Genomic DNA, 19,983 nt, shown 5'->3' on the forward strand with positions numbered 1-19,983 from the left:
AGGGGGGACCCTGTGGGAGAGTAGGACGCCGCCGAACAATTTTTAGCCTCAACCCCCGGACATCGTCCGGGGGTTGAGGCATTTTTGCGTTCTGGTGGCGGGCGGGCCCCTGTGTCGGGGTGGGTGGTGGCTGAGGGTAAGGTCGGGGGGCAATGTCGGCACCAGCCCAGCAGGAGGCCCCCGGGTGGAGGTCCAGGAGACTCGCGTTCAGACCGACCGGGTCCTCACCATCCCCAACATTCTCAGCATGGCGCGCCTCGCCGGCGTGCCGCTGTTTCTGTGGCTGATTCTCCGTCCGGAGTTCGGTGGGCCCAACAGTGACGGGTGGGCGCTGCTCGTGCTGGCGCTCAGCGGTGTCAGCGACTATCTCGACGGCAAGCTCGCGCGGCGCTGGAACCAGATCAGCAACCTCGGCCGGCTGCTCGATCCGGCGGCGGACCGGCTGTACATCCTTTCCACTCTGGTGGGTCTCACCTGGCGCGAGATCCTGCCCTGGTGGCTGACGGCGGCCCTGCTCGCGCGCGAGGCCATGCTGCTCGTGATGGTGGGAATCCTCCGCCGTCACGGCTACCCTCCGCCGCAGGTGAACTTCCTCGGGAAAGCTGCGACATTCAACCTGATGTACGCGTTCCCGTTGCTGCTTCTCAGTGACGGAACGGGCTGGCTGTCGTCACTCGCTGAAGTTTTCGGGTGGGCCTTCGCCGGATGGGGTACAACTCTGTATTGGTGGGCAGGAATCCTCTACGTGGTCCAGGTCCGCCGACTCGTGAAGGCGGATACCGCGGCCGATTGAGCCCGTCCGTCCCGTGCCGAGCAGCGTCGCCGGCACCTTCGAGGACATCCCCAGGGCTACTGTGCGGACAGGTGAAGTCGGCAGGACCGTCGTCTCTTCAAGGAGGACGCTTCCGACATGAAGGCCGTCGTAATGGCCGGTGGCGAAGGAACACGCCTTCGCCCGATGACCTCGAGCATGCCCAAGCCTCTTCTGCCGGTGGTGAACCGGCCGATCATGGAGCACGTCCTACGACTGCTCAAGAGGCACGGTCTCAACGAGACCGTCGTCACCGTGCAGTTTCTCGCCTCACTCGTCCGGAACTACTTCGGCGACGGCGAGGAGCTCGGCATGGAGCTCACGTATGCCAACGAGGAAAAGCCCCTCGGTACAGCGGGGAGTGTGAAGAACGCCGAGGAAGCGTTGAAGGACGACGCCTTCCTCGTGATCTCGGGAGACGCGCTCACCGATTTCGATCTGACCGATCTGATCGCCTTCCACAAGGAGAAGGGCGCCCTCGTCACGGTCTGTCTGACGAGGGTCCCCAATCCGCTGGAATTCGGCATCACGATCGTGGACGAAGAGGGAAAGGTCGAGCGCTTCCTGGAGAAGCCCACCTGGGGACAGGTCTTCTCGGACACGGTGAACACCGGCATCTACGTGATGGAGCCCGAGGTCTTCGACTACGTCGAGGCGGACGTCTCCGTCGACTGGTCGGGCGACGTCTTCCCGAAGCTCATGAAGGACGGCAAGCCGATCTACGGCTACGTCGCCGAGGGCTACTGGGAGGACGTCGGCACCCACGAGAGCTATGTGAAGGCCCAGGCCGACGTCCTGGACGGCAAGGTCCAGGTCGACATCGACGGCTTCGAGATCTCGCCGGGCGTCTACGTCGCCGAGGGCGCCGAGGTGCACCCCGACGCGGAGCTGCGCGGACCGCTCTACATCGGTGACTACGCCAAGGTCGAGGCCGGCGCGGAGATCCGCGAGCACACGGTGGTCGGCTCCAACGTCGTCGTCAAGAGCGGGGCCTTCCTCCACAAGGCGGTCGTCCACGACAACGTGTACGTCGGCCAGCAGAGCAATCTGCGCGGCTGCGTGATCGGGAAGAACACCGACATCATGCGGGCCGCCCGGATCGAGGACGGGGCCGTCATCGGGGACGAGTGCCTGATCGGCGAGGAGTCGATCGTGCAGGGCAACGTCCGGGTGTACCCGTTCAAGACGATCGAGGCCGGCGCCTTCGTCAACACCTCGGTCATCTGGGAGTCCCGCGGCCAGGCCCATCTCTTCGGGGCCCGCGGCGTCTCCGGCATCCTCAACGTGGAGATCACCCCCGAGCTGGCCGTCCGGCTGGCGGGGGCGTACGCCACGACGCTCAAGAAGGGCGCGACGGTCACCACCGCGCGCGACCACTCCCGCGGTGCCCGTGCGCTGAAGCGCGCGGTGATCTCCGCGCTCCAGGCCAGCGCCATCGACGTACGGGACCTGGAGAACGTGCCGCTGCCGGTGGCGCGGCAGCAGACCGCGCGGGGAAGCGCCGGCGGGATCATGGTGCGGACCTCGCCCGGCGTGCCGGACTCCGTGGACATCATGTTCTTCGACGAACGAGGGGCGGACCTCTCCCAGGGCGGGCAGCGCAAGCTCGACCGGGTGTTCGCGCGGCAGGAGTACCGGAGAGCCTTCCCCGGTGAGATCGGCGACCTGTCCTTCCCGGCCAGTGTCTTCGACTCGTACACCGGGTCCCTGCTGCGCAACGTCGACACCTCCGGCATCGCCGAGGCGGGCCTGAAGGTGGTCGTGGACGCCTCCAACGGCAGTGCCGGGCTCGTGCTCCCCAGCCTTCTCGGCCGGCTCCAGGTCGACTCGCTGACGATCAACCCCGGACTCGACGAGTCCCGGCCCACCGAGTCCGCGGAGAGCCGGCGCGCCGGTCTCGTCCGGCTCGGGGAGATCGTGGCGTCGGCGCGGGCCGCCTTCGGTGTGCGGTTCGACCCTGTCGGCGAGCGGCTCTCGCTCGTGGACGAGCGCGGACGGATCATCGAGGACGACCGGGCACTGCTGGTGCTGCTCGACCTCGTGGCGGCCGAGCGCAGGTCCGGGCGGGTCGCCCTGCCGGTGACGACGACCCGGATCGCGGAGCAGGTGGCCGCCTACCACGGCACGCAGGTGGAGTGGACGACGACCTCGCCCGACGACCTCACCCGGGTCGGCCGGGAGGAGTCGACGATCTTCGGCGGTGACGGGCGCGGCGGGTTCATCGTGCCCGAGTTCAGCAGCGTCTTCGACGGGTCGGCCGCCTTCGTGCGGCTCCTCGGGCTCGTGGCGCGGACCCAGCTCACGCTGAGCCAGATCGACGCGCGGATCCCGCGGGCCCACGTCCTCAAGAAGGACATCCCGACCCCGTGGGCCGTGAAGGGGCTCGTCATGCGACGGGTGGTCGAGGCGGCGGGCAGCCGGTCCGTGGACACCACCGACGGCGTGCGGGTGGTCGAGGCCGACGGGCGCTGGGTGATGGTGCTGCCCGACCCCGCGGAGGCCGTCACCCATCTGTGGGCCGAGGGCCCCGACGACAGCTCCGCGCAGGCCCTGCTCGACGAGTGGGCCGAGGTGGTCGACAGCGCAGGTCGCTGACCGTTCGCGACGACCGGCCGGGAGGCGCCTCTCGGGGTGCCTCCCGGCCCGTTCCGGGGGCCATTCGGCGGTAGGCCGTGCGACGTGCGACGATGTGCGGCATGTCGCAGCAGCCCCCCGTTCGGAGCACCGGATCACCACCGCCGCGCCCGGACGCGTCGATGTCGCTGCTGAACAACGTCATAGACCACGCGCTGGACGACGGGTACGCGGAGGCCACGGCCCGGCGGGCCGCCGAGGGCGGTGGGCTGCCCCGCAGCCTGCGGGCCAAGCTCGGCGTCGCCGCCGGTCTGGTCCTCGCGGCCGCCGTGGTGACCGTGGGCGCGGCCGAGGCGCGGATCTCCGCGCCGGTCGTCGCCAAGGAGCGGCAGGAGCTGATCGACCGGATCGAGGCCGAGACCTCGACGGCGGACGGGCTGGCGCGGGACGTCGAGCGGATCCGGACCGAGGTCGGGAACCGTCAGCGGGAGGCGCTCCAGGAGCACGGCGGCGACCAGGCCGAGCTCGTGGCACTGCTGTCGGGCGCGACGCCGGTGCACGGGCCCGGTGTGAAGCTCGTCGTCGACGACGCCAAGGGCACCGACAGCGGTGGCGGCGGGCCGCGCGAGAGCAGCGGCTTCTCCGACACGGGCCGGGTGCGCGACCGGGACATGCAGCGGGTGATCAACGGGCTGTGGGAGTCGGGCGCCGAGGCCGTCGCGATCAACGGGCAGCGGCTGACGTCGCTCTCCGCGATCCGGGCCGCCGGCGACGCCATACTGGTCGACAACAAGCCGCTGGTGCCGCCGTACACCGTCCTCGCCATCGGGGACGGACAGCGGCTGAGCACCGCGTTCCAGGACAGCGCCGACGGGCAGTACCTGCACGCGCTGGTGGAGAACTTCGGGATCAGGAGCGCCATCACGGCCGAGGGCGACGTCAGCCTGCCGGCCGCGACGAGCCTGGCCGTACGTACCGCAGAGCCGAGGGGGGCCGGGGCGACGCCGTCCGGTCGGGCCACGGCAGACACAGGGAAGGGCACATCGTGATCGCCGTACTGGGCCTGATCGTCGGAGTCGTGGTCGGACTGTTGGTCCGCCCCGAGGTTCCGGCGGTGGTCGAGCCCTATCTCCCGATCGCCGTGGTCGCCGCCCTCGACGCGGTCTTCGGCGGTCTGCGGGCCATGCTCGACGGGATCTTCGTCGACAAGGTCTTCGTGGTCTCGTTCCTGTCGAACGTGGTCGTGGCCGCGCTGATCGTCTTCCTCGGCGACAAGCTGGGCGTGGGCGCGCAGCTGTCGACCGGTGTGGTCGTCGTGCTCGGCATCCGGATCTTCTCCAACGCGGCCGCCATCCGGCGCCACGTGTTCCGGGCGTGAGGCCGATGAGCGAGAACCCCCTGAACCCCCAGGATCCGCGGAGTCCCCAGGGCCCCCTGGACCCCCAGGGTCCACATAAGCCCGGAGACCACGAGGGGCCCGACGAGTCCGCGGTCCCGCTGGACGACGAGGGCCGACGGACGCCGGAGGAGCCCCGGACGCCCGGGGCCGTCCGCGAGCCCGAGCTGCCGAAGGCGCCCGAGGTTGCGAAGGCTCCCGTCGGCGACCCGGCCGCGGCCGGGGAACTGCCTCCCGAGGAGATGCCGCGTACGGACGTGCCCCCGGCCGGAACGCCGGCGGCGTCCGCGCCCGACGCGGCGTCCGGGGCCTCCGCGGCCTCCGGGGGCGAGTCGGGCGGCCGGCGGAGGCTGGCGTCCGCGCTGTGGCCGCCGCGGGTGACGCGCGCGCAACTCATCGTGGCCCTCCTGCTGTTCGTGCTCGGTCTCGGTCTGGCCATCCAGGTCTCCTCGACCAGCGAGAACAGCGCGCTGCGCGGGGCGCGCCAGGAGGACCTGGTGCGCATCCTCGACGAACTCGACGACCGCACGCAGCGCCTGGAGGACGAGCAGTCCCGGCTGGAGAAGCAGCGCTCCGAGCTGGAGTCCAGCTCGGACCAGGCGGAGGAGGCGCGCCGGCAGACCCAGGAGAAGGAGCAGCAGCTCGGCATCCTGGCCGGCACGGTCGCCGCCCAGGGTCCGGGAGTCACCCTGACCATCGGGGACCCCGGCGGCGCGGTGGAGTCGGACATGCTGCTCGACGCGATCCAGGAGCTCCGGGCCGCGGGCGCCGAGGCGATCCAGGTCAACGGTGTGCGCGTGGTCGCGGACAGTTATTTCACCGGTAGCGGCGATGACATGCGCATCGATGGAACGAAGGTGGCCGCTCCGTACGTCTTCAAGGTCATCGGCAAGCCGGAGGATCTCGAGCCCGCGCTCAACATCCCCGGCGGTGTCGTGCAGACCCTGGAGAAGGAGCAGGCCACGGCCACGGTGGAGCGGTCGGCGAAGATCGTCGTCGATGCCTTGCGACCCGCGAAGCGGCCTGACTACGCTCAGTCGTCCTCGCAGTGAGAGGGGGCGGAGGGGTCCCGCGACAAGGGCATGACGTTGCGGGGGGTCGGCGCACCACAACGGTGGTGCTTGGTGGAAACTGTCCGGAGGCTGCGGACGTTGTGAAGGTGTCCGGGTCGGCAGGTGTGATGGATCTCGGTTCGTCCTGCCCCACGGGCGGGTCTGTTTCGGTCAAGGGGAATCGCCCGTGAGTTTTTTTGCGAAGTTGTTCGGCAAGAGCGGACGCGAGGACGGCGGCAACGCCAAGCACCGCGCGTCGCGCCACGCCCAGGGCGAGGAGCAGGGTGGCGAACGCCCGCTCTTCCGCGATGAGGTCGGTGGCCAGGGCGGTGACGTTCCGGGCGCGTACGGCGCGTCGTCTGTTGACCCCGCCGGGGCCGCCCGCATAGGTTTCGGAGAACCATCAACCTCAAGTACGGGTGGAGGGTTTACCCCCGACCCGTACGCGACACAGACCTCCGCGGGGATGCCGCGGCAGGAGGACGCGTCCATGCCGGTGTGTACGAGGTGCGGTCACCGCAACGCGGCCGACAGTCGTTTCTGCTCCCACTGCGGTACGCCGCTGCGGGGCGGAGTCGCCGCCGAGCGCGCGTCGGAGACGACGTCCACGATCTCCATCTCGGGGCTCGAGGCGTACGACGCCGAGGTCACCGGTCAGACGCAGCTGCCGTCGCTCTCCCCGGAGGCGCTGGCGGCCGTGGAGGCGCTGCCGCTGGGCTCCGCGCTCCTCGTGGTGCGCCGGGGCCCGAACTCCGGCAGCCGGTTCCTGCTCGACGGTGAGCTGACCACGGCCGGGCGTCACCCGCAGAGCGACATCTTCCTGGACGACTTCACCGTCTCCCGGCGGCACGTCGAGTTCCGGCGGGCGCAGGACGGCAGCTTCACCGTTGCCGATGTCGGCAGCCTCAACGGCACGTACGTCAACCGTGAGCCGATCGACTCGGTCGTTCTGTCCAACGGCGACGAGGTGCAGATCGGCAAGTACCGGCTGGTCTTCTACTCGAGCCAGCGGGGCGTGTGACGCCTCGGAGAAGCCTTCAGGGAAGGTCCATGTTGCGAACACCGACGGGCGGTGCCGGATCCGGCACCGCCGCCGCGGGCGACCGGCTGGTCAGCATCGGCACGGTGCTGAACCAGTTGCGTGACGAATTTCCCGAAGTGACGATCTCCAAGATCCGGTTCCTGGAGGCCGAGGGGCTGGTCGAGCCCCGCCGTACGGCCTCCGGATACCGGAAGTTCAGCCCGCAGGACGTGGAGCGGCTCGCCCAGATCCTGCGGATGCAGCGGGACCACTATCTTCCGCTGAAGGTCATCCGCGAGCACCTCGACGCCCTCGCGCGGGGCGAGCAGATCCCGCTCCCGGCGCCCGGGCGCCGGCGCGACCTGCTCGACGGGGCGTGGGAACAGGACGCGGAGCCGCCGACCGCCGCGCGGATCGGGCGGGCGGAGCTGATCGCCGCCGCGGAGGTGACCGAGGCCGAGCTCGCCGCGTGGGAGTCGTACGGTCTGATCGCCGAGGCGGAGGGCGGGGGCTACGACGCCGAGACCGTGACCGTCGCCCGGCTCGTCGCGGACCTGGGGAGATTCGGTCTGGAACCCCGGCACCTGCGGGCCGTCAAGGCGGCCGCGGACCGGGAGGCGGGGCTCATCGAGCAGGTGGTCGCGCCGCTGCGCCGGCACCGGAACCCGCAGACCAGGGCCCATGCGGAGGCCACCGCGCAGGAGCTGGCGGTCCAGTCGGTGCGGCTGCACGCGGCCCTGGTGCAGACGGCTCTGGGCATCCGCCTGCAGTGAGCCCGGAGGGGCCCGACTATCCAAACCGGTCGAGCACGTCCTAGGGTTGCTGTGTGAACGAGCTCGACGTTGTGGGTGTCCGGGTGGAAATGCCCTCCAACCAGCCGATCGTGCTCCTGCGTGAAGTGGGAGGCGATCGGTACCTCCCCATCTGGATCGGACCGGGGGAGGCGACCGCGATCGCCTTCGCCCAGCAGGGGATGGCGCCGCCGCGGCCGCTGACGCACGACCTTTTCAAGGACGTGCTGGAGGCCGTGGGACAGGAGCTGACCGAGGTCCGCATCACGGATCTGCGCGACGGGGTCTTCTACGCCGAGCTGGTCTTCGCCAGCGGCGTCGAGGTGAGCGCGCGCCCGTCCGACGCGATAGCGCTGGCCCTGCGGACCGGGACGCCGATCTTCGGCAGCGACGGTGTGCTGGACGACGCCGGCATCGCGATTCCGGACGAGCAGGAGGACGAGGTGGAGAAGTTCCGCGAGTTCCTCGACCAGATCTCACCGGAGGACTTCGGGACCAACAGCCAGTGAGGCGAGGCGCTCCGTCCGGAGGCCGTTCCCGGGGTGCCGTCAGGGCATTCGAGTAGCCTTTCCCCGGAGAGGGACACGGGAAACCACTCTCAGGGTGATTATCACTCGGCGTGCCGAGTGTGGCGATCGTTGACGCACCCCGAGTGACTGCCTACCTTCGTGTGGGCAGGTCAAGGACGGAGGGTCGGCGTGATGAGCAGCGCGGACGGTACGGCAGGGAGCTCGCTCGGACGCGTGTCCGGGGGGAGCGGTCCGTATCCGCTTCACGGCAGTGTGGGCGACTTCGGGACGGACGCGGATGCGGACGTGACGGCCGAGACGATCGGGTACCGGGGACCGACGGCCTGCGCGGCCGCCGGGATCACCTACCGGCAGCTGGACTACTGGGCGCGCACGGGGCTCGTGGAGCCGAGCGTGCGGCCCGCGTACGGGTCGGGGACGCAGCGCCTCTACAGCTTCCGCGACGTCGTGGTGCTGAAGATCGTCAAGCGGTTCCTGGACACCGGGGTGGCCCTGCAGAACATCCGGGCGGCGGTGCAGCACCTGCGCGCCCGGGGCTTTCGCGACCTGGAGCGGATGACGCTCATGAGCGACGGCGCCACGGTGTACGAGTGCTCCTCGCCGGACGAGGTCGTCGACCTGCTCCAGGGCGGGCAGGGCGTCTTCGGCATCGCCGTCGGCGTGGTGTGGCGGGACGTGGAGTCGGCGCTCTCGCAGCTGCACGGGGAGCGGGTCGACACGGGCGAGACGCTCGTCGGGCACAACCCGGGCGACGAGCTGGCCCGGCGGCGGCGCGACAAGGCGGTCTGAGCGACCCCCGTGCCGGCCGGTGGCGGGTGGACCGGCCGCCCGGGTACGGGGCCGTTGTCAGTGGCGTAAGGCAGCATCGGAACCGTGAGAGCCGCGCCGACGATCCTGCATCTCGACATGGATGCGTTCTTCGCCGCCGCAGAGCAGGCGGCGAAGCCGAGCCTGCGCGGAAAGCCCGTCGTCGTGGGCGGGCTGGGACCGCGGGGCGTGGTCGCGACCGCCTCCTACGAGGCGCGGCGCTTCGGGGTGCACTCGGCGATGCCGATGGGGCAGGCGCGGCGGCTCGCGCCGAACGCCGCCTACCTGGTGCCGCGCTTCGCCTTCTACCGGTCGATCAGCGAGCAGGTCATGGAGTTGCTCGGCCGGCTCTCGCCGCTCGTGGAGCCGCTCAGCCTCGACGAGGCGTTCGTGGACCTGGAGGCCGGCGGGGTCGCCGACGACAGCGCGGGCGCCCGGGCCGCGGGGGAGCGGCTGCGGGCCGACATCCTGGCGACGACGGGGCTGACCGGCTCCGTGGGGCTCGCCGGGTCGAAGATGATCGCGAAGATCGCCTCGGAGGAGGCCAAGCCGAACGGCCTCGTCCTGATCGAGCCCGGCACCGAGCGGGAGCTGCTGGGCCCGCGGTCGGTGCGGATCCTGCCGGGTGTCGGGCCGGCGACCGGGGAGCACCTGCGGCGGGCCGGGATGACCACGGTGACCGACCTCGCGGAGGCGGGCGAGGACGAGCTCGTGCGGCTGCTGGGGCGGGCGCACGGGGCGTCGCTGCACCGGATGGCCCTGGGCCACGACGACCGGCCCGTGGTCGCCGAGCGCGACGCCAAGTCGGTCTCCGTCGAGGACACCTTCGACGTGGACCTGCACGACCGGGTGCGCATCCGGGTGGAGGTCGAGCGGCTCGCCGACCGGTGCGTGGGGCGGCTGCGGGCCTCGGGCCACTCGGGCCGGACGATCGTCCTGAAGGTCCGGCGCTACGACTTCTCGACGCTGACCCGGTCCGAGACGCTGCGGGGTCCCACGGACGATCCCGCCGTCGTGCGCGAGGCCGTCGGACGGCTCCTGGAGGCGGTGGACACCACCGGTGGCGTACGGCTCCTCGGCGTCGGGGTGAGCGGGCTGGCGGACTACACGCAGGAGGACCTCTTCGCGCAGGCGGCCGGCGCGGCGGAGGGGGTCGGTGAGCCGGCGCCCGACGAGGGCGTTTCCACGGCCCTGAGCACCCCCGAGGGCGCCTCGGGCGATGCGGATGGTGCCGAGGGGCCGGGTGGGGCGCCCGAGCCCGTGGAGCGCCACTGGGCGCCCGGGCACGACGTCCGGCACGCGGTCCACGGTCCCGGCTGGGTGCAGGGCAGCGGCCTCGGACGGGTCACCGTCCGGTTCGAAGAACCTGGGTCGACCGCCCCGGGGCGGGTTCGGACGTTCGCCGTGGACGATCCCGACCTGGTGGCGGGGGAACCGCTGCCGCTCGTGGGATAGGCCCCGTCCGCCGCGGCGGACGGGCGGGCCGGTCGCCGCGGACCGGGGCGGCCGGGCTCGGCCCGCCCGCGGGTGGGGGAGGGCCGGGGCGCGGAGCGTCAGGAGCCGGCGAGCCGGCCGAAGTCGGTGTCGGGGTGGTCGGAGGGGGGCGGGGGCAGGGCGAGGCTGTAGTGGCGGTACAGCTGGAGTTCCTGCTCGGGGGAGAGGTGACGGCCCACGCCGAAGTCGGGGGCGTCCCTGATGAGGGCGCGTTCGTAGGGGATGTGGAGCCCGTCGTCGAGCAGGTCGCTCGGGTCCAGGGGCACGAACGCGTCCCGGCTGAAGAGTCCGGTGCGGACCGCGGCCCACTCCGGGACGCCGGTCGCGTCGTCCAGGTACACCTCGTCCACGGTGCCGATCTTGTGTCCGTTCCGGTCGTACGCCTTGCGGCCGATCAGGCTGCGCGGATCGATGTCGGTCTGCACGGTCCCTCCAACTGGTCGCAACTGCTCTACACCCCTACCAAAGTGCACAACTGGGATGTCGGCCACTTGAGCGATGGCAGCCACAACCGCGCTGGTAGGCTGGCTGTGGCTGTCGACCCCGTGCGGGAGAGTCCCCCGGAGAAACCTTCCGGTGGGCGCCGAAGGAGCAAATCCTCCCCGGAATCTCTCAGGCCCCTGTACCGCGCGGACGAGGTCACTCTGGAAAGCAGAGCGGATGCCCGACGGTGTCCCGCTCTCACCGACGGTGAAAGCCGGCGTGCCGTGAGGCGTGCCGGTGAAACTCTCAGGTTGAGATGACAGAGGGGGAGGCCGTCCGGGTACCCGCGCCGTGGTGCCCCTCGCAGGTCGTGACGACCAGGAGGCCTCCGTACATGACCGCCAACCGCATTCCGCTCTCCGAGCTCGAGCAGGGCATCCCGTTCGAGCAGCGGCACATCGGCCCCGACGCCGAGGCGCGGGCCAAGATGCTCGCCCAGGTCGGATACGGCTCGCTCGACGAGCTCACCGCCGCCGCGGTGCCGGACGTGATCAAGAACACCGAGGCGCTGGGGCTTCCCTCCGCGCGCACCGAGGCCGAGGTCCTCGCCGAGCTGCGCTCGCTCGCCGACCGCAACCAGGTCCTGGCCCCGATGATCGGCCTCGGCTACTACGGCACCTTCACCCCGCCGGTCATCCTCCGCAACGTCATGGAGAACCCGGCCTGGTACACGGCGTACACGCCCTACCAGCCGGAGATCTCCCAGGGCCGCCTGGAGGCCCTGCTGAACTTCCAGACGACGGTCGCCGACCTGACCGGCCTGCCCACCTCGGGCGCCTCCCTCCTCGACGAGGGCACCGCCGCCGCCGAGGCCATGGCGCTGTCCCGCCGCGTCGGCAAGGTCAAGAACGGCGTCTTCCTCGTCGACGCCGACGCCCTGCCCCAGACGATCGCCGTCATCGAGACCCGCGCCGAGCCCACCGGCGTCGAGGTCGTCGTCGCCGACCTCTCCGAGGGCATCCCGGCCGAGGTCGCCGAGCGCGGCGTCTTCGGCGTCCTCCTCCAGTACCCCGGCGCCTCCGGTGCCGTCCGTGACATCAAGGCCGTCGTCGACCAGGCCCACGGGCTCGGCGCGATCGTCACCGTCGCCGCCGACCTGCTCGCGCTGACCCTGCTCACCTCGCCCGGCGAGCTCGGCGCCGACATCGCCGTCGGCACGACCCAGCGGTTCGGCGTGCCCATGGGCTTCGGCGGTCCGCACGCCGGCTACATGGCCGTCCAGGACAAGCACGCGCGCTCCCTCCCCGGCCGCCTGGTCGGCGTCTCCGTCGACGCCGACGGCAACCGCGCCTACCGCCTCGCGCTGCAGACCCGCGAGCAGCACATCCGCCGCGAGAAGGCGACCAGCAACATCTGCACCGCGCAGGTCCTGCTCGCCGTCATGGCCGGCATGTACGCCGTCTACCACGGCCCGGACGGCCTGAGGCAGATCGCCCAGCGCACTCACCGGTACGCCGCCATCCTCGCCGCGGGCCTGACCGCCGGCGGCGTGGAGCTCACCCAGGGCACCTTCTTCGACACCCTCACCGCCCGCGTCCCGGGCAAGGCCGACGAGGTCGTGGCCGCCGCCCGCGAGGCCGGCGTCAACCTCTTCCGCGTCGACGCCGACCGCGTGTCGATCTCCTGCGACGAGACCACCGGCCGCGAGCAGCTCGCCGCCGTCTGGGGCGCCTTCGGCGTCACCGCCGACGTCGAGGCGCTGGACGCCGTCACCGAGGACGCGCTGCCGGCCGCGCTGCTGCGCACCGACTCGTACCTGACCCACCCGGTCTTCCACGCGCACCGCTCCGAGACGTCGATGCTGCGCTACCTGCGCAAGCTGGCCGACCGCGACTACGCGCTGGACCGCGGCATGATCCCGCTCGGCTCCTGCACGATGAAGCTCAACGCCACGACCGAGATGGAGGCGGTGACCTGGCCCGAGTTCGGGCAGATGCACCCCTTCGCCCCCGTCGAGCAGGCCCAGGGCTACGTCACGCTCATCACCGAGCTGGAGGAGCGCCTCGCCGAGGTCACCGGCTACGACAAGGTGTCGATCCAGCCGAACGCCGGCTCCCAGGGCGAGCTGGCCGGCCTCCTCGCGGTCCGCGCCTACCACCGCGCCAACGGCGACGAGCAGCGCACGGTCTGCCTCATCCCGTCCTCCGCGCACGGCACCAACGCCGCCTCCGCGGTCATGGCCGGCATGAAGGTCGTCGTCGTCAAGACCGCCGACGACGGCGAGGTCGACGTCGAGGACCTGCGCGCCAAGATCGCGCAGTACCGCGACGAGCTGTCGGTGCTGATGATCACCTACCCGTCGACGCACGGCGTCTTCGAGGAGCACGTCGCCGACATCTGCGCCGAGGTCCACGAGGCCGGCGGCCAGGTGTACGTCGACGGCGCCAACCTCAACGCCCTCGTCGGCCTGGCCAAGCCCGGCCACTTCGGCGGCGACGTCTCCCACCTGAACCTGCACAAGACCTTCTGCATCCCGCACGGCGGCGGCGGTCCCGGTGTCGGCCCGGTCGGCGTCCGCGCCCACCTCGCCCCGTACCTGCCCAACCACCCGCTCCAGCCCACCGCGGGCCCGGAGACCGGCGTCGGCCCGATCTCGGCCGCCCCGTGGGGCTCCGCCGGCATCCTGCCGATCTCGTGGTCGTACGTCCGCCTGATGGGCGGCGAGGGCCTCAAGCGCGCCACCCAGGTCGCCGTCCTCGCGGCGAACTACATCGCCAAGCGCCTGGAGCCGCACTTCCCGGTGCTCTACACCGGCCCGGCCGGGCTGGTCGCCCACGAGTGCATCGTGGACCTGCGTCCGCTGTCGAAGGCGACCGGCGTCACCGTCGACGACATCGCGAAGCGCCTCATCGACTACGGCTTCCACGCCCCGACGATGTCCTTCCCGGTGGCCGGCACGCTCATGATCGAGCCGACCGAGTCCGAGGACCTCACCGAGCTGGACCGCTTCTGCGACACGATGATCGCGATCCGCGCCGAGATCGAGAAGGTCGCCTCGGGCGAGTGGCCCGCCGAGGACAACCCGCTGCACAACGCGCCGCACACCGCGGCCGCGCTGGGCGGCGAGTGGAACCACCCGTACACCCGTGACGAGGCGGTCTTCCCCGCCGGCGTCTCGGCCGCCGACAAGTACTGGCCGCCGGTGCGCCGCATCGACGGCGCCTTCGGCGACCGCAACCTGGTCTGCTCCTGCCCGCCCATGGACGAGTACGACCACTGAGCACGCACCGAGGGCCGGCCCGGAGGATCTCCTCCGGGCCGGCCCTCGGCGTTTCCCGTGCGCCGGACGCGCCGCCCGCTCAGGCGGCGGTCGTCACCCGTCCCGTCGTCAGCGGCCGGTGCGGGGCGATGATCTGCCCGTCCGGCAGGAGCTCACCGGTGTCCTCGAAGAGCAGGACGCCGTTGCACAGCAGGCTCCAGCCCTGTTCCGGATGGTGCGCCATCGGTCGGGCCGCCTCCCGGTCGGCGGAGTCGGCGGTGGGACAGGCAGGCTGATGCTGGCACATGGGTGGGTTCTTTCGCTGCGTCGTGGTGGATGTCCTGCGGCTGTTCGCGCTCATCGCCGCCCCCGTCGGTCGGTTCGGTCCGTTCCCAGTCTTGCCCCACGGACGGTCTTCCGCAGGTATTTCACGTCAGCTCGTCCTCTCCGGGGAAGACGCATCACCCGCAGGGGCGGTTCAGGTCAACTGCACCGTCTCTTCGGGTGGTTCGGGGTGGTCCCAGCGGGCTAGTCCGTCCGGTGGGGGGTGTGTTCGGGGCGCTCGTTCGAGCGCGCGCCCCGGGCAGCAGTGCGCCCCGTGACCCGACCGGGCCACGGGGCGTGGGGCGCGTGGGATGGATCAGGCGGGCGCCGCCGAGCCCAGGAGGGGCGGCGGCGCGAGACGCGTACTGAGGACGGGCAGGAGGTCGGCGACCTGGTACGGCCGGTGGGCCGCGATCCCCGGCGGGGCGGGGGCCAGCGGCACCATCAGGTCGGCCGCGGCCGGGGCGGTGGCCGTGCCGGCCGCGTCCGGTTCGGCGTGCAGCCAGAGGGTCAGCATGTAGAGCTCCGGCACGGACAGCAGCCGTGGCTCGTACGCGCCCGGCAGCGTCTCGGCCTGGAGCAGCGCCCGCTCCGTCGCGGTGACGTACGGTCCCTCGAAGAAGTGCGAGAAGGTCCAGCCGTCCGGGGTGAGCATGGTGTCCGCGGCCGCGATCGTCCGCTCCCCGTGCCGGATCAGGAAGCGCCAGCCGGCGAGCCGGGTGCGGGGCGCGATCCCGGGGGCTCCTGCGACGCCGAGGACGTGCACGGGCAGCGGGTGTTCGGGGCTCAGTGGTCCCTGCGCGGCCCGCAGAGCGGGCGTTCGGGCCTCGCGGACGGCGGTCGGCGAACCGAGGGCCGCGAGCACACTGCGGAGGGCCGGCACGGGTGCCGGGGAGGGTCGGAGCATGGTGGGTCGCCTCTCGCTCAGGAGACACGGTGACGCGTGGGCAGGTACGACGGCGCTGTCGGCGGCGGGGCCAGAGAGGGGGCCATGAGGCCATGGCCGGGCGCCAACACTCTGCCTCGTCCGCGGAGTTTATACGACACGTGTTCACACAGTGTTTCCGCTAGACGCCGCCGATATTCCTGACAAGGCGTCATCGAGCCTTAATCCAGGGGCTTCCGGGCGGAATCTAAGCCACCTCTCGCCGCTCACCTGCGAATTCGGCGCGACGGGGGACGGCCGAATTGTGCCCCCGGCTTCCCGAACAATAGGACGCCGGTATATGTCGCGCGTTCCTTGCCCCCGGAATGTGCCGGTGGTGCTCTCCGTCCAGCCTATCGGCCAACCGCCCCGTTCCGCAGGCGTTGTCGATCAATGGGGTGGGCATCATCGTCCGTGACACACGGCCGTCGCGGCGGCTGAACACTCGGGGAGGGACGCTTCGATGGGGGAGAAGGTCGTGGCCGACGGGTTCGGCCCGTCCGACCGACAGCACTACCGGAGAAAACTCCAGCAGTGCCTCGCGGGACTCGCGAGACTGCTGGCGGAGAAGAGGTTCGACCGGCCGCGCAATCTCATGGGCGTGGAGATCGAACTCAATCTCGCCGGTGCCGACGGGCTGCCCCGCATGCTCAACGGACCCGTTCTCGAAAAGATCGCGAGCGCCGATTTCCAGACGGAACTCGGAATGTTCAACCTCGAAGTGAACATCGCCCCGCACCAGTTGGGGGGCCGTGTTTTCGACCGGCTCGCGGAGGAGATCGGCACCAGCCTCGGATACGCCGACCGCAAGGCCGCCGAACTCGACGCCGGCGTCGTCATGATCGGCATACTCCCCACGCTCGCCCAGAGCGACCTGGTCTTCGAGAACCTGTCGGCGGCCGACCGCTACTCCCTGCTCAACGACCAGATCCTCGCCGCCCGCGGCGAGGACTTCACGCTCGACATCCACGGCGTCGAACGGCTGCTGTGCACCTCGGAGTCGATCGTTCCCGAGGCCGCCTGCACCTCGGTCCAGCTCCACCTCCAGGTGACGCCAGCCCGCTTCGCCGCCGTGTGGAACGCGGCGCAGGCCGTGTCCGCCGTGCAGATCGCGCTCGGCGCCAACGCGCCCTTCGTCTTCGGCCGGGAACTGTGGCGCGAGTCCAGGCCGCCGCTCTTCCTCCAGGCCACCGACACCCGCCCGCCCGAGCTGCAGTCCCAGGGCGTCCGCCCCCGGACCTGGTTCGGCGAGCGGTGGGTGGACTCGGTGTACGACCTCTTCGAGGAGAACGTCCGCTACTTTCCCGCCCTGCTGCCCATCTGCGACGAGGAGGACCCGCTCCTCGTCCTCGACCGGGGCGACGTGCCGCGGCTCCAGGAGCTGGTCCTGCACAACGGCACCGTCTACCGCTGGAACCGGCCCGTCTACGGCTGGGTCGACGGCGTCCCCCACCTGCGCGTGGAGAACCGCGTGCTGCCGGCCGGGCCGACCGTCGCCGACGTCATCGCCAACGCGGCCTTCTACTACGGTCTCGTGCGCTCGCTCGCCGACGACCCGCGGCCCGTCTGGAAGCGCCTGGCCTTCGAGGACGCCGAGGCCAACTTCGACGCCGCCTGCCGCCACGGCATCGAGGCCGAGCTGCGGTGGCCCCGTCCCGGACGCGCGGGCGGGGTCGCGACGCTGCCGGCGGTACGGCTCGTCCTCGACGAACTGCTGCCGCTGGCCGCCGCCGGACTCGACGCCTGGCACATCGAACCGGCCGACCGCGACCACTACCTCGGCATCATCGAGCAGCGCTGTCTGCGCCGGGTGAACGGCGCCTCCTGGCAGGCCGACACCTTCCACCGCGCCCTGGAGTCCGGCCTCGACCGGGAGGCGGCCCTCGCGGCGACCACCCGGCGCTACCGGACGCTGATGCACGGCGGGGAGCCCGTCCACACCTGGCCGGCCGGCATCGGCTGACCCGTCACCGGGGGTCCCCACAGCGACGTGGGCGATCATGTCAGGGTGGTCGCGTGCGGACGGGGACCGACCGTTCCGGACGAGGCCGCCGGATCGGCGTGCGCCCGCGACGGGAACTGGAGACAGGTGTGGTGTCGGAGCAATACATCAGGGACGCTTCCCTGCCCCCCGAGAGCCTGCCGCGCAAGCTCCTGCGCGACGAGACCCTGATCGTCCTCGCCCTCTCGCTCGGCGCCAGCGCGCTGTCGTCGCTCATCAGCTTCGTCGGCTCCCTGACCAGGCCCGGCGCGCTGAAGGAGCAGGCGGCGACGCTCAACGGCTCGTACGCGCCCGGGCGGCCGTGGCTCGACCTGTCCTGGCAGCTCTTCGGCATCGCCACGGCGCTGGTGCCGGTCGTGCTCGTGGCCCATCTGCTCACACGGGAGGGCGCCGGGCTGCGGGCCATCGGCTTCGACCGGACGCGGACCTGGTTCGACCTGGGTCGCGGGACGCTGGTCGCCGCCGGCATCGGCAGCGCGGGCCTCGCCTTCTACCTGGCGGCGCGGGCGTCCGGCTTCAACCTGACGGTGGTGCCGGAGTCGCTGCCCGAGGTGTGGTGGAAGTACCCGGTCCTGATCCTCTCGGCGGTACAGAACTCCGTCCTGGAGGAGGTCATCGTCGTCGGGTACCTGCTGCGCAGGCTGGGCCAGCTGGGCTGGAGCCCGATGGCCGCGCTGGTGGCCAGCTCCGTCCTGCGCGGCTCGTACCACCTCTACCAGGGCGTCGGCGGCTTCCTCGGCAACGTCGTCATGGGCGTCGTCTTCGTCCTGCTGTACCGCCGCTGGGGCAGGGCCGGCCCGCTGGTCGTGGCGCACGCCCTGCTCGACATCGTCGCCTTCGTCGGATACGGGCTGCTCGCCGGGAAGGTGGACTGGCTGCCCACCGGGTGAGGGGCGCGTGTCGGGGGCGCGTGTCGGGGGCGCGGAAAACGCGCCGCCGGGACCGCGCGCCGGAACGCGTACGGGTGCGCGGGAGCCGGCAGGGATCTGTGCGCGGGGGACCCGTGCAGGGGGAGGGGCGTGTCGCCTGAGGCGTACGCCCCTCCCCCTCCGTCGTCCCGTCCCCTTCCGCCCGAGCGTCCGGCGTGTTCGCCCGTGCGTCAGGCGTGCAGGTCGCCGTCGATCACGGTCACGGCCCGGCCGGACAGCAGGGTGCGCTCGCCGAGCAGGCGGGTGCGGACGAGACCGGTGCGGGCGCCGCCCTGGAACCCGGTCAGGTCCGCGCGCCCCAGCCGGGCGGACCACAGGGGGGCGAGCGCCGTGTGGGCGCTGCCGGTGACCGGGTCCTCGTCGATGCCGACGGCGGGGAAGAAGCCGCGGGAGACGAAGTCGTATCCGCTGTCGGGGCGTTCGGCGACGGCGGTCGCGATGATCCCCCGGGAGGAGAGCGACTTCAGGGCGGCGAAGTCCGGTGTGAGGGAGCGGACGGTGGCCTCGTCGCGCAGCTCGACGACCAGGTCGCCGATGTGGGCGGCCGTGTCGTGGACGGCGACCACCTCGGCGCCGAGGGCCTTGGCCAGCCCGTCGGGCACGGCGACGGGGGTGAGGGAGGAGGTCGGGAAGTCCATCGTGATCGTGCCGTCCGCCTCGGCGGTGGCGCCCAGGACGCCGGAGCGCGTCGCGAAGCGCACCGTCCCCTCCGTGGCGCCGGCGCCGTGCAGGACGTGGGCCGTCGCCAGTGTGGCGTGGCCGCACATGTCGACCTCGGTCGTGGGGGTGAACCAGCGTAGGGCCCAGTCCGCGTCACCGCCGGCGGGCAGCGGGTGGGCGAAGGCGGTCTCGGAGAGGTTGACCTCCGCGGCGACCTCCTGGAGCCAGGTGTCCTCCGGGAAGGAGTCGAGGAGCAGGACCCCCGCGGGGTTCCCCGAGAAGGGCCGGTCGGTGAAGGCGTCGACGATTCGGATGCGCATGTCAGCGACCGTACAAGGGCCGGAAATCGCGGGGCCAAGGCCAATCGCGGAGAACTGGACCGTCCGCCCCCGCCGTCTCGGAGGCATCTCGGTGCTCCGTGGGTCCTGGGGTGGGGGACGACCCGGGGGTCCGGGTCGTCCGGCCGTCGGAGCGCTTCTTCCCGCGTCGCCACGGCTCCTACCGGGGGTCGCGGTCGAACTGGGCTTTGGACCAGCGGTATCCGAGTGCGGTGAGGGCCAGGCACCAGGCGACGGCGATCCAGCCATTGGCGCCGATCTCGGTGCCGAGGAGCAGGCCGCGGAGGGTCTCGATGGCGGGGGTGAAGGGCTGGTACTGGGCGATGGGCTGGAACCAGCCCGGCATCGCGTCGATGGGGACGAAGGTGCTGGAGATCAGCGGCAGGAAGATCAGCGGCAGGGCGTTGTTGCTCGCGGCCTCCGCGTTGGGGCTCGCCATGCCCATCCCGACGGCGATCCACGTCAGTGCCAGGGCGAAGAGGGCCACCAGGCCGAAGGCCGCCAGCCACTCCAGGGCGGTGGCGTCGGTGGAGCGGAAGCCGATGGCGACCCCGACGCCGCCGACGAGGACCACGCTCGCGATCGACTGCAGGACGCTGCCGGCGACGTGTCCGAAGAGGACCGAGCCGCGGTGGATCGCCATGGTG

The 19,983-nt window shown here is 71.5% G+C and carries 18 protein-coding genes and 1 riboswitch; of the genes, 13 read left to right on the forward strand and 5 right to left on the reverse strand.

The window, feature by feature from the left end; translation table 11 throughout:
* The first annotated feature begins 184 nt into the window (after positions 1-184).
* The 10 genes from ACZ60W_RS35850 to ACZ60W_RS35895 all read left to right on the forward strand — a co-directional run bounded on the left by ACZ60W_RS35850 (position 185) and on the right by ACZ60W_RS35895 (position 10,437).
* A complete protein-coding gene (locus tag ACZ60W_RS35850; RefSeq protein WP_366310100.1) occupies positions 185-793 on the forward strand; it encodes a CDP-alcohol phosphatidyltransferase family protein in 609 nt (202 codons plus the stop codon).
* Between the two features lie 117 nt (positions 794-910).
* Positions 911-3,406: a sugar phosphate nucleotidyltransferase gene (locus ACZ60W_RS35855; RefSeq protein WP_469759591.1), complete on the forward strand. Its 2,496-nt coding sequence runs from the start codon at positions 911-913 to the stop codon at positions 3,404-3,406.
* Between the two features lie 101 nt (positions 3,407-3,507).
* Positions 3,508-4,434, forward strand: a complete 927-nt coding sequence (locus tag ACZ60W_RS35860) for a DUF881 domain-containing protein (protein ID WP_469759592.1) — start codon at positions 3,508-3,510, stop codon at positions 4,432-4,434.
* The gene (locus ACZ60W_RS35865; RefSeq protein WP_015032176.1) at positions 4,431-4,763 is read left to right on the forward strand and encodes a small basic family protein; all 333 of its coding nucleotides are present in this window, start codon (positions 4,431-4,433) and stop codon (positions 4,761-4,763) included. Before ACZ60W_RS35860 ends, ACZ60W_RS35865 begins: the two co-directional genes overlap by 4 nt.
* A 5-nt stretch (positions 4,764-4,768) precedes the next feature.
* Entirely contained in the window at positions 4,769-5,833 is a 1,065-nt protein-coding gene (locus ACZ60W_RS35870) for a DUF881 domain-containing protein (protein ID WP_469759593.1), read from the forward strand.
* 79 nt (positions 5,834-5,912) lie between these two features.
* Complete coding sequence (locus tag ACZ60W_RS35875) at positions 5,913-6,854, forward strand: FHA domain-containing protein (RefSeq protein ID WP_469759603.1); 942 nt, start codon at positions 5,913-5,915, stop codon at positions 6,852-6,854.
* A gap of 29 nt (positions 6,855-6,883) precedes the next feature.
* A complete protein-coding gene (gene ftsR / locus ACZ60W_RS35880; RefSeq protein WP_469759594.1) occupies positions 6,884-7,627 on the forward strand; it encodes a transcriptional regulator FtsR in 744 nt (247 codons plus the stop codon).
* 53 nt (positions 7,628-7,680) lie between these two features.
* Positions 7,681-8,154, forward strand: coding sequence for a bifunctional nuclease family protein (locus ACZ60W_RS35885; RefSeq protein ID WP_017238433.1), 474 nt, complete (start codon positions 7,681-7,683; stop codon positions 8,152-8,154).
* Between the two features lie 192 nt (positions 8,155-8,346).
* Positions 8,347-8,964, forward strand: coding sequence for a MerR family transcriptional regulator (locus ACZ60W_RS35890; RefSeq protein ID WP_469759595.1), 618 nt, complete (start codon positions 8,347-8,349; stop codon positions 8,962-8,964).
* A gap of 84 nt (positions 8,965-9,048) precedes the next feature.
* A complete protein-coding gene (locus ACZ60W_RS35895; protein WP_469759596.1) occupies positions 9,049-10,437 on the forward strand; it encodes a DNA polymerase IV in 1,389 nt (462 codons plus the stop codon).
* A 98-nt stretch (positions 10,438-10,535) separates the two neighbouring features.
* Here ACZ60W_RS35895 and ACZ60W_RS35900 read toward each other — a convergent pair whose 3' ends face one another.
* A complete protein-coding gene (locus ACZ60W_RS35900; RefSeq protein WP_469759597.1) occupies positions 10,536-10,901 on the reverse strand; it encodes a PRC-barrel domain-containing protein in 366 nt (121 codons plus the stop codon).
* A 113-nt stretch (positions 10,902-11,014) separates the two neighbouring features.
* Positions 11,015-11,114: riboswitch (glycine riboswitch) on the forward strand.
* A gap of 179 nt (positions 11,115-11,293) precedes the next feature.
* On the opposite strand from ACZ60W_RS35900, the gene gcvP reads away from it, so the two are divergent.
* Positions 11,294-14,179, forward strand: a complete 2,886-nt coding sequence (gcvP, locus tag ACZ60W_RS35905; protein WP_469759598.1) for an aminomethyl-transferring glycine dehydrogenase — start codon at positions 11,294-11,296, stop codon at positions 14,177-14,179.
* A gap of 79 nt (positions 14,180-14,258) precedes the next feature.
* On the opposite strand, the gene ACZ60W_RS35910 is transcribed toward gcvP, so the two are convergent.
* Both ACZ60W_RS35910 and ACZ60W_RS35915 read right to left on the reverse strand, forming a co-directional pair.
* A complete protein-coding gene (locus tag ACZ60W_RS35910; RefSeq protein WP_451703499.1) occupies positions 14,259-14,465 on the reverse strand; it encodes a DUF5999 family protein in 207 nt (68 codons plus the stop codon).
* A gap of 333 nt (positions 14,466-14,798) precedes the next feature.
* A complete protein-coding gene (locus ACZ60W_RS35915; protein WP_469759599.1) occupies positions 14,799-15,389 on the reverse strand; it encodes a hypothetical protein in 591 nt (196 codons plus the stop codon).
* A gap of 481 nt (positions 15,390-15,870) precedes the next feature.
* On the opposite strand from ACZ60W_RS35915, the gene ACZ60W_RS35920 reads away from it, so the two are divergent.
* Together ACZ60W_RS35920 and ACZ60W_RS35925 are read left to right on the forward strand one after the other, a co-directional pair.
* On the forward strand, positions 15,871-17,370 hold the full coding sequence (locus ACZ60W_RS35920) for a glutamate-cysteine ligase family protein (protein ID WP_469759600.1): 1,500 nt from the start codon (positions 15,871-15,873) through the stop codon (positions 17,368-17,370).
* Positions 17,371-17,516: 146 nt separating this feature from the next.
* A complete protein-coding gene (locus ACZ60W_RS35925; protein ID WP_469759604.1) occupies positions 17,517-18,299 on the forward strand; it encodes a CPBP family intramembrane glutamic endopeptidase in 783 nt (260 codons plus the stop codon).
* A gap of 209 nt (positions 18,300-18,508) precedes the next feature.
* Here ACZ60W_RS35925 and ACZ60W_RS35930 read toward each other — a convergent pair whose 3' ends face one another.
* Both ACZ60W_RS35930 and ACZ60W_RS35935 read right to left on the reverse strand, forming a co-directional pair.
* Complete coding sequence (locus ACZ60W_RS35930) at positions 18,509-19,318, reverse strand: PhzF family phenazine biosynthesis protein (protein ID WP_469759601.1); 810 nt, start codon at positions 19,316-19,318, stop codon at positions 18,509-18,511.
* A gap of 178 nt (positions 19,319-19,496) precedes the next feature.
* On the reverse strand, positions 19,497-19,983 hold a 487-nt coding region (locus ACZ60W_RS35935; protein WP_469759602.1), incomplete at its 5' end, for an ABC transporter permease.

Source organism: Streptomyces sp. NPDC104202 (genome assembly GCF_055584185.1).

Excerpts from the sequence above, each read along its gene's own strand:
- ACZ60W_RS35855 (WP_469759591.1), top strand. The coding sequence starts at position 911 with ATGAAGGCCGTCGTAATGGCCGGTGGCGAAGGAACACGCCTTCGCCCG.
- ACZ60W_RS35860 (WP_469759592.1), top strand. The coding sequence starts at position 3,508 with ATGTCGCAGCAGCCCCCCGTTCGGAGCACCGGATCACCACCGCCGCGC.
- ACZ60W_RS35870 (WP_469759593.1), top strand. The coding sequence starts at position 4,769 with ATGAGCGAGAACCCCCTGAACCCCCAGGATCCGCGGAGTCCCCAGGGC.
- ftsR (WP_469759594.1), top strand. The coding sequence starts at position 6,884 with ATGTTGCGAACACCGACGGGCGGTGCCGGATCCGGCACCGCCGCCGCG.
- ACZ60W_RS35890 (WP_469759595.1), top strand. The coding sequence starts at position 8,347 with ATGAGCAGCGCGGACGGTACGGCAGGGAGCTCGCTCGGACGCGTGTCC.
- gcvP (WP_469759598.1), top strand. The coding sequence starts at position 11,294 with ATGACCGCCAACCGCATTCCGCTCTCCGAGCTCGAGCAGGGCATCCCG.
- ACZ60W_RS35910 (WP_451703499.1), bottom strand. The coding sequence starts at position 14,465 with ATGTGCCAGCATCAGCCTGCCTGTCCCACCGCCGACTCCGCCGACCGG.
- ACZ60W_RS35915 (WP_469759599.1), bottom strand. The coding sequence starts at position 15,389 with ATGCTCCGACCCTCCCCGGCACCCGTGCCGGCCCTCCGCAGTGTGCTC.
- ACZ60W_RS35920 (WP_469759600.1), top strand. The coding sequence starts at position 15,871 with ATGGGGGAGAAGGTCGTGGCCGACGGGTTCGGCCCGTCCGACCGACAG.
- ACZ60W_RS35930 (WP_469759601.1), bottom strand. The coding sequence starts at position 19,318 with ATGCGCATCCGAATCGTCGACGCCTTCACCGACCGGCCCTTCTCGGGG.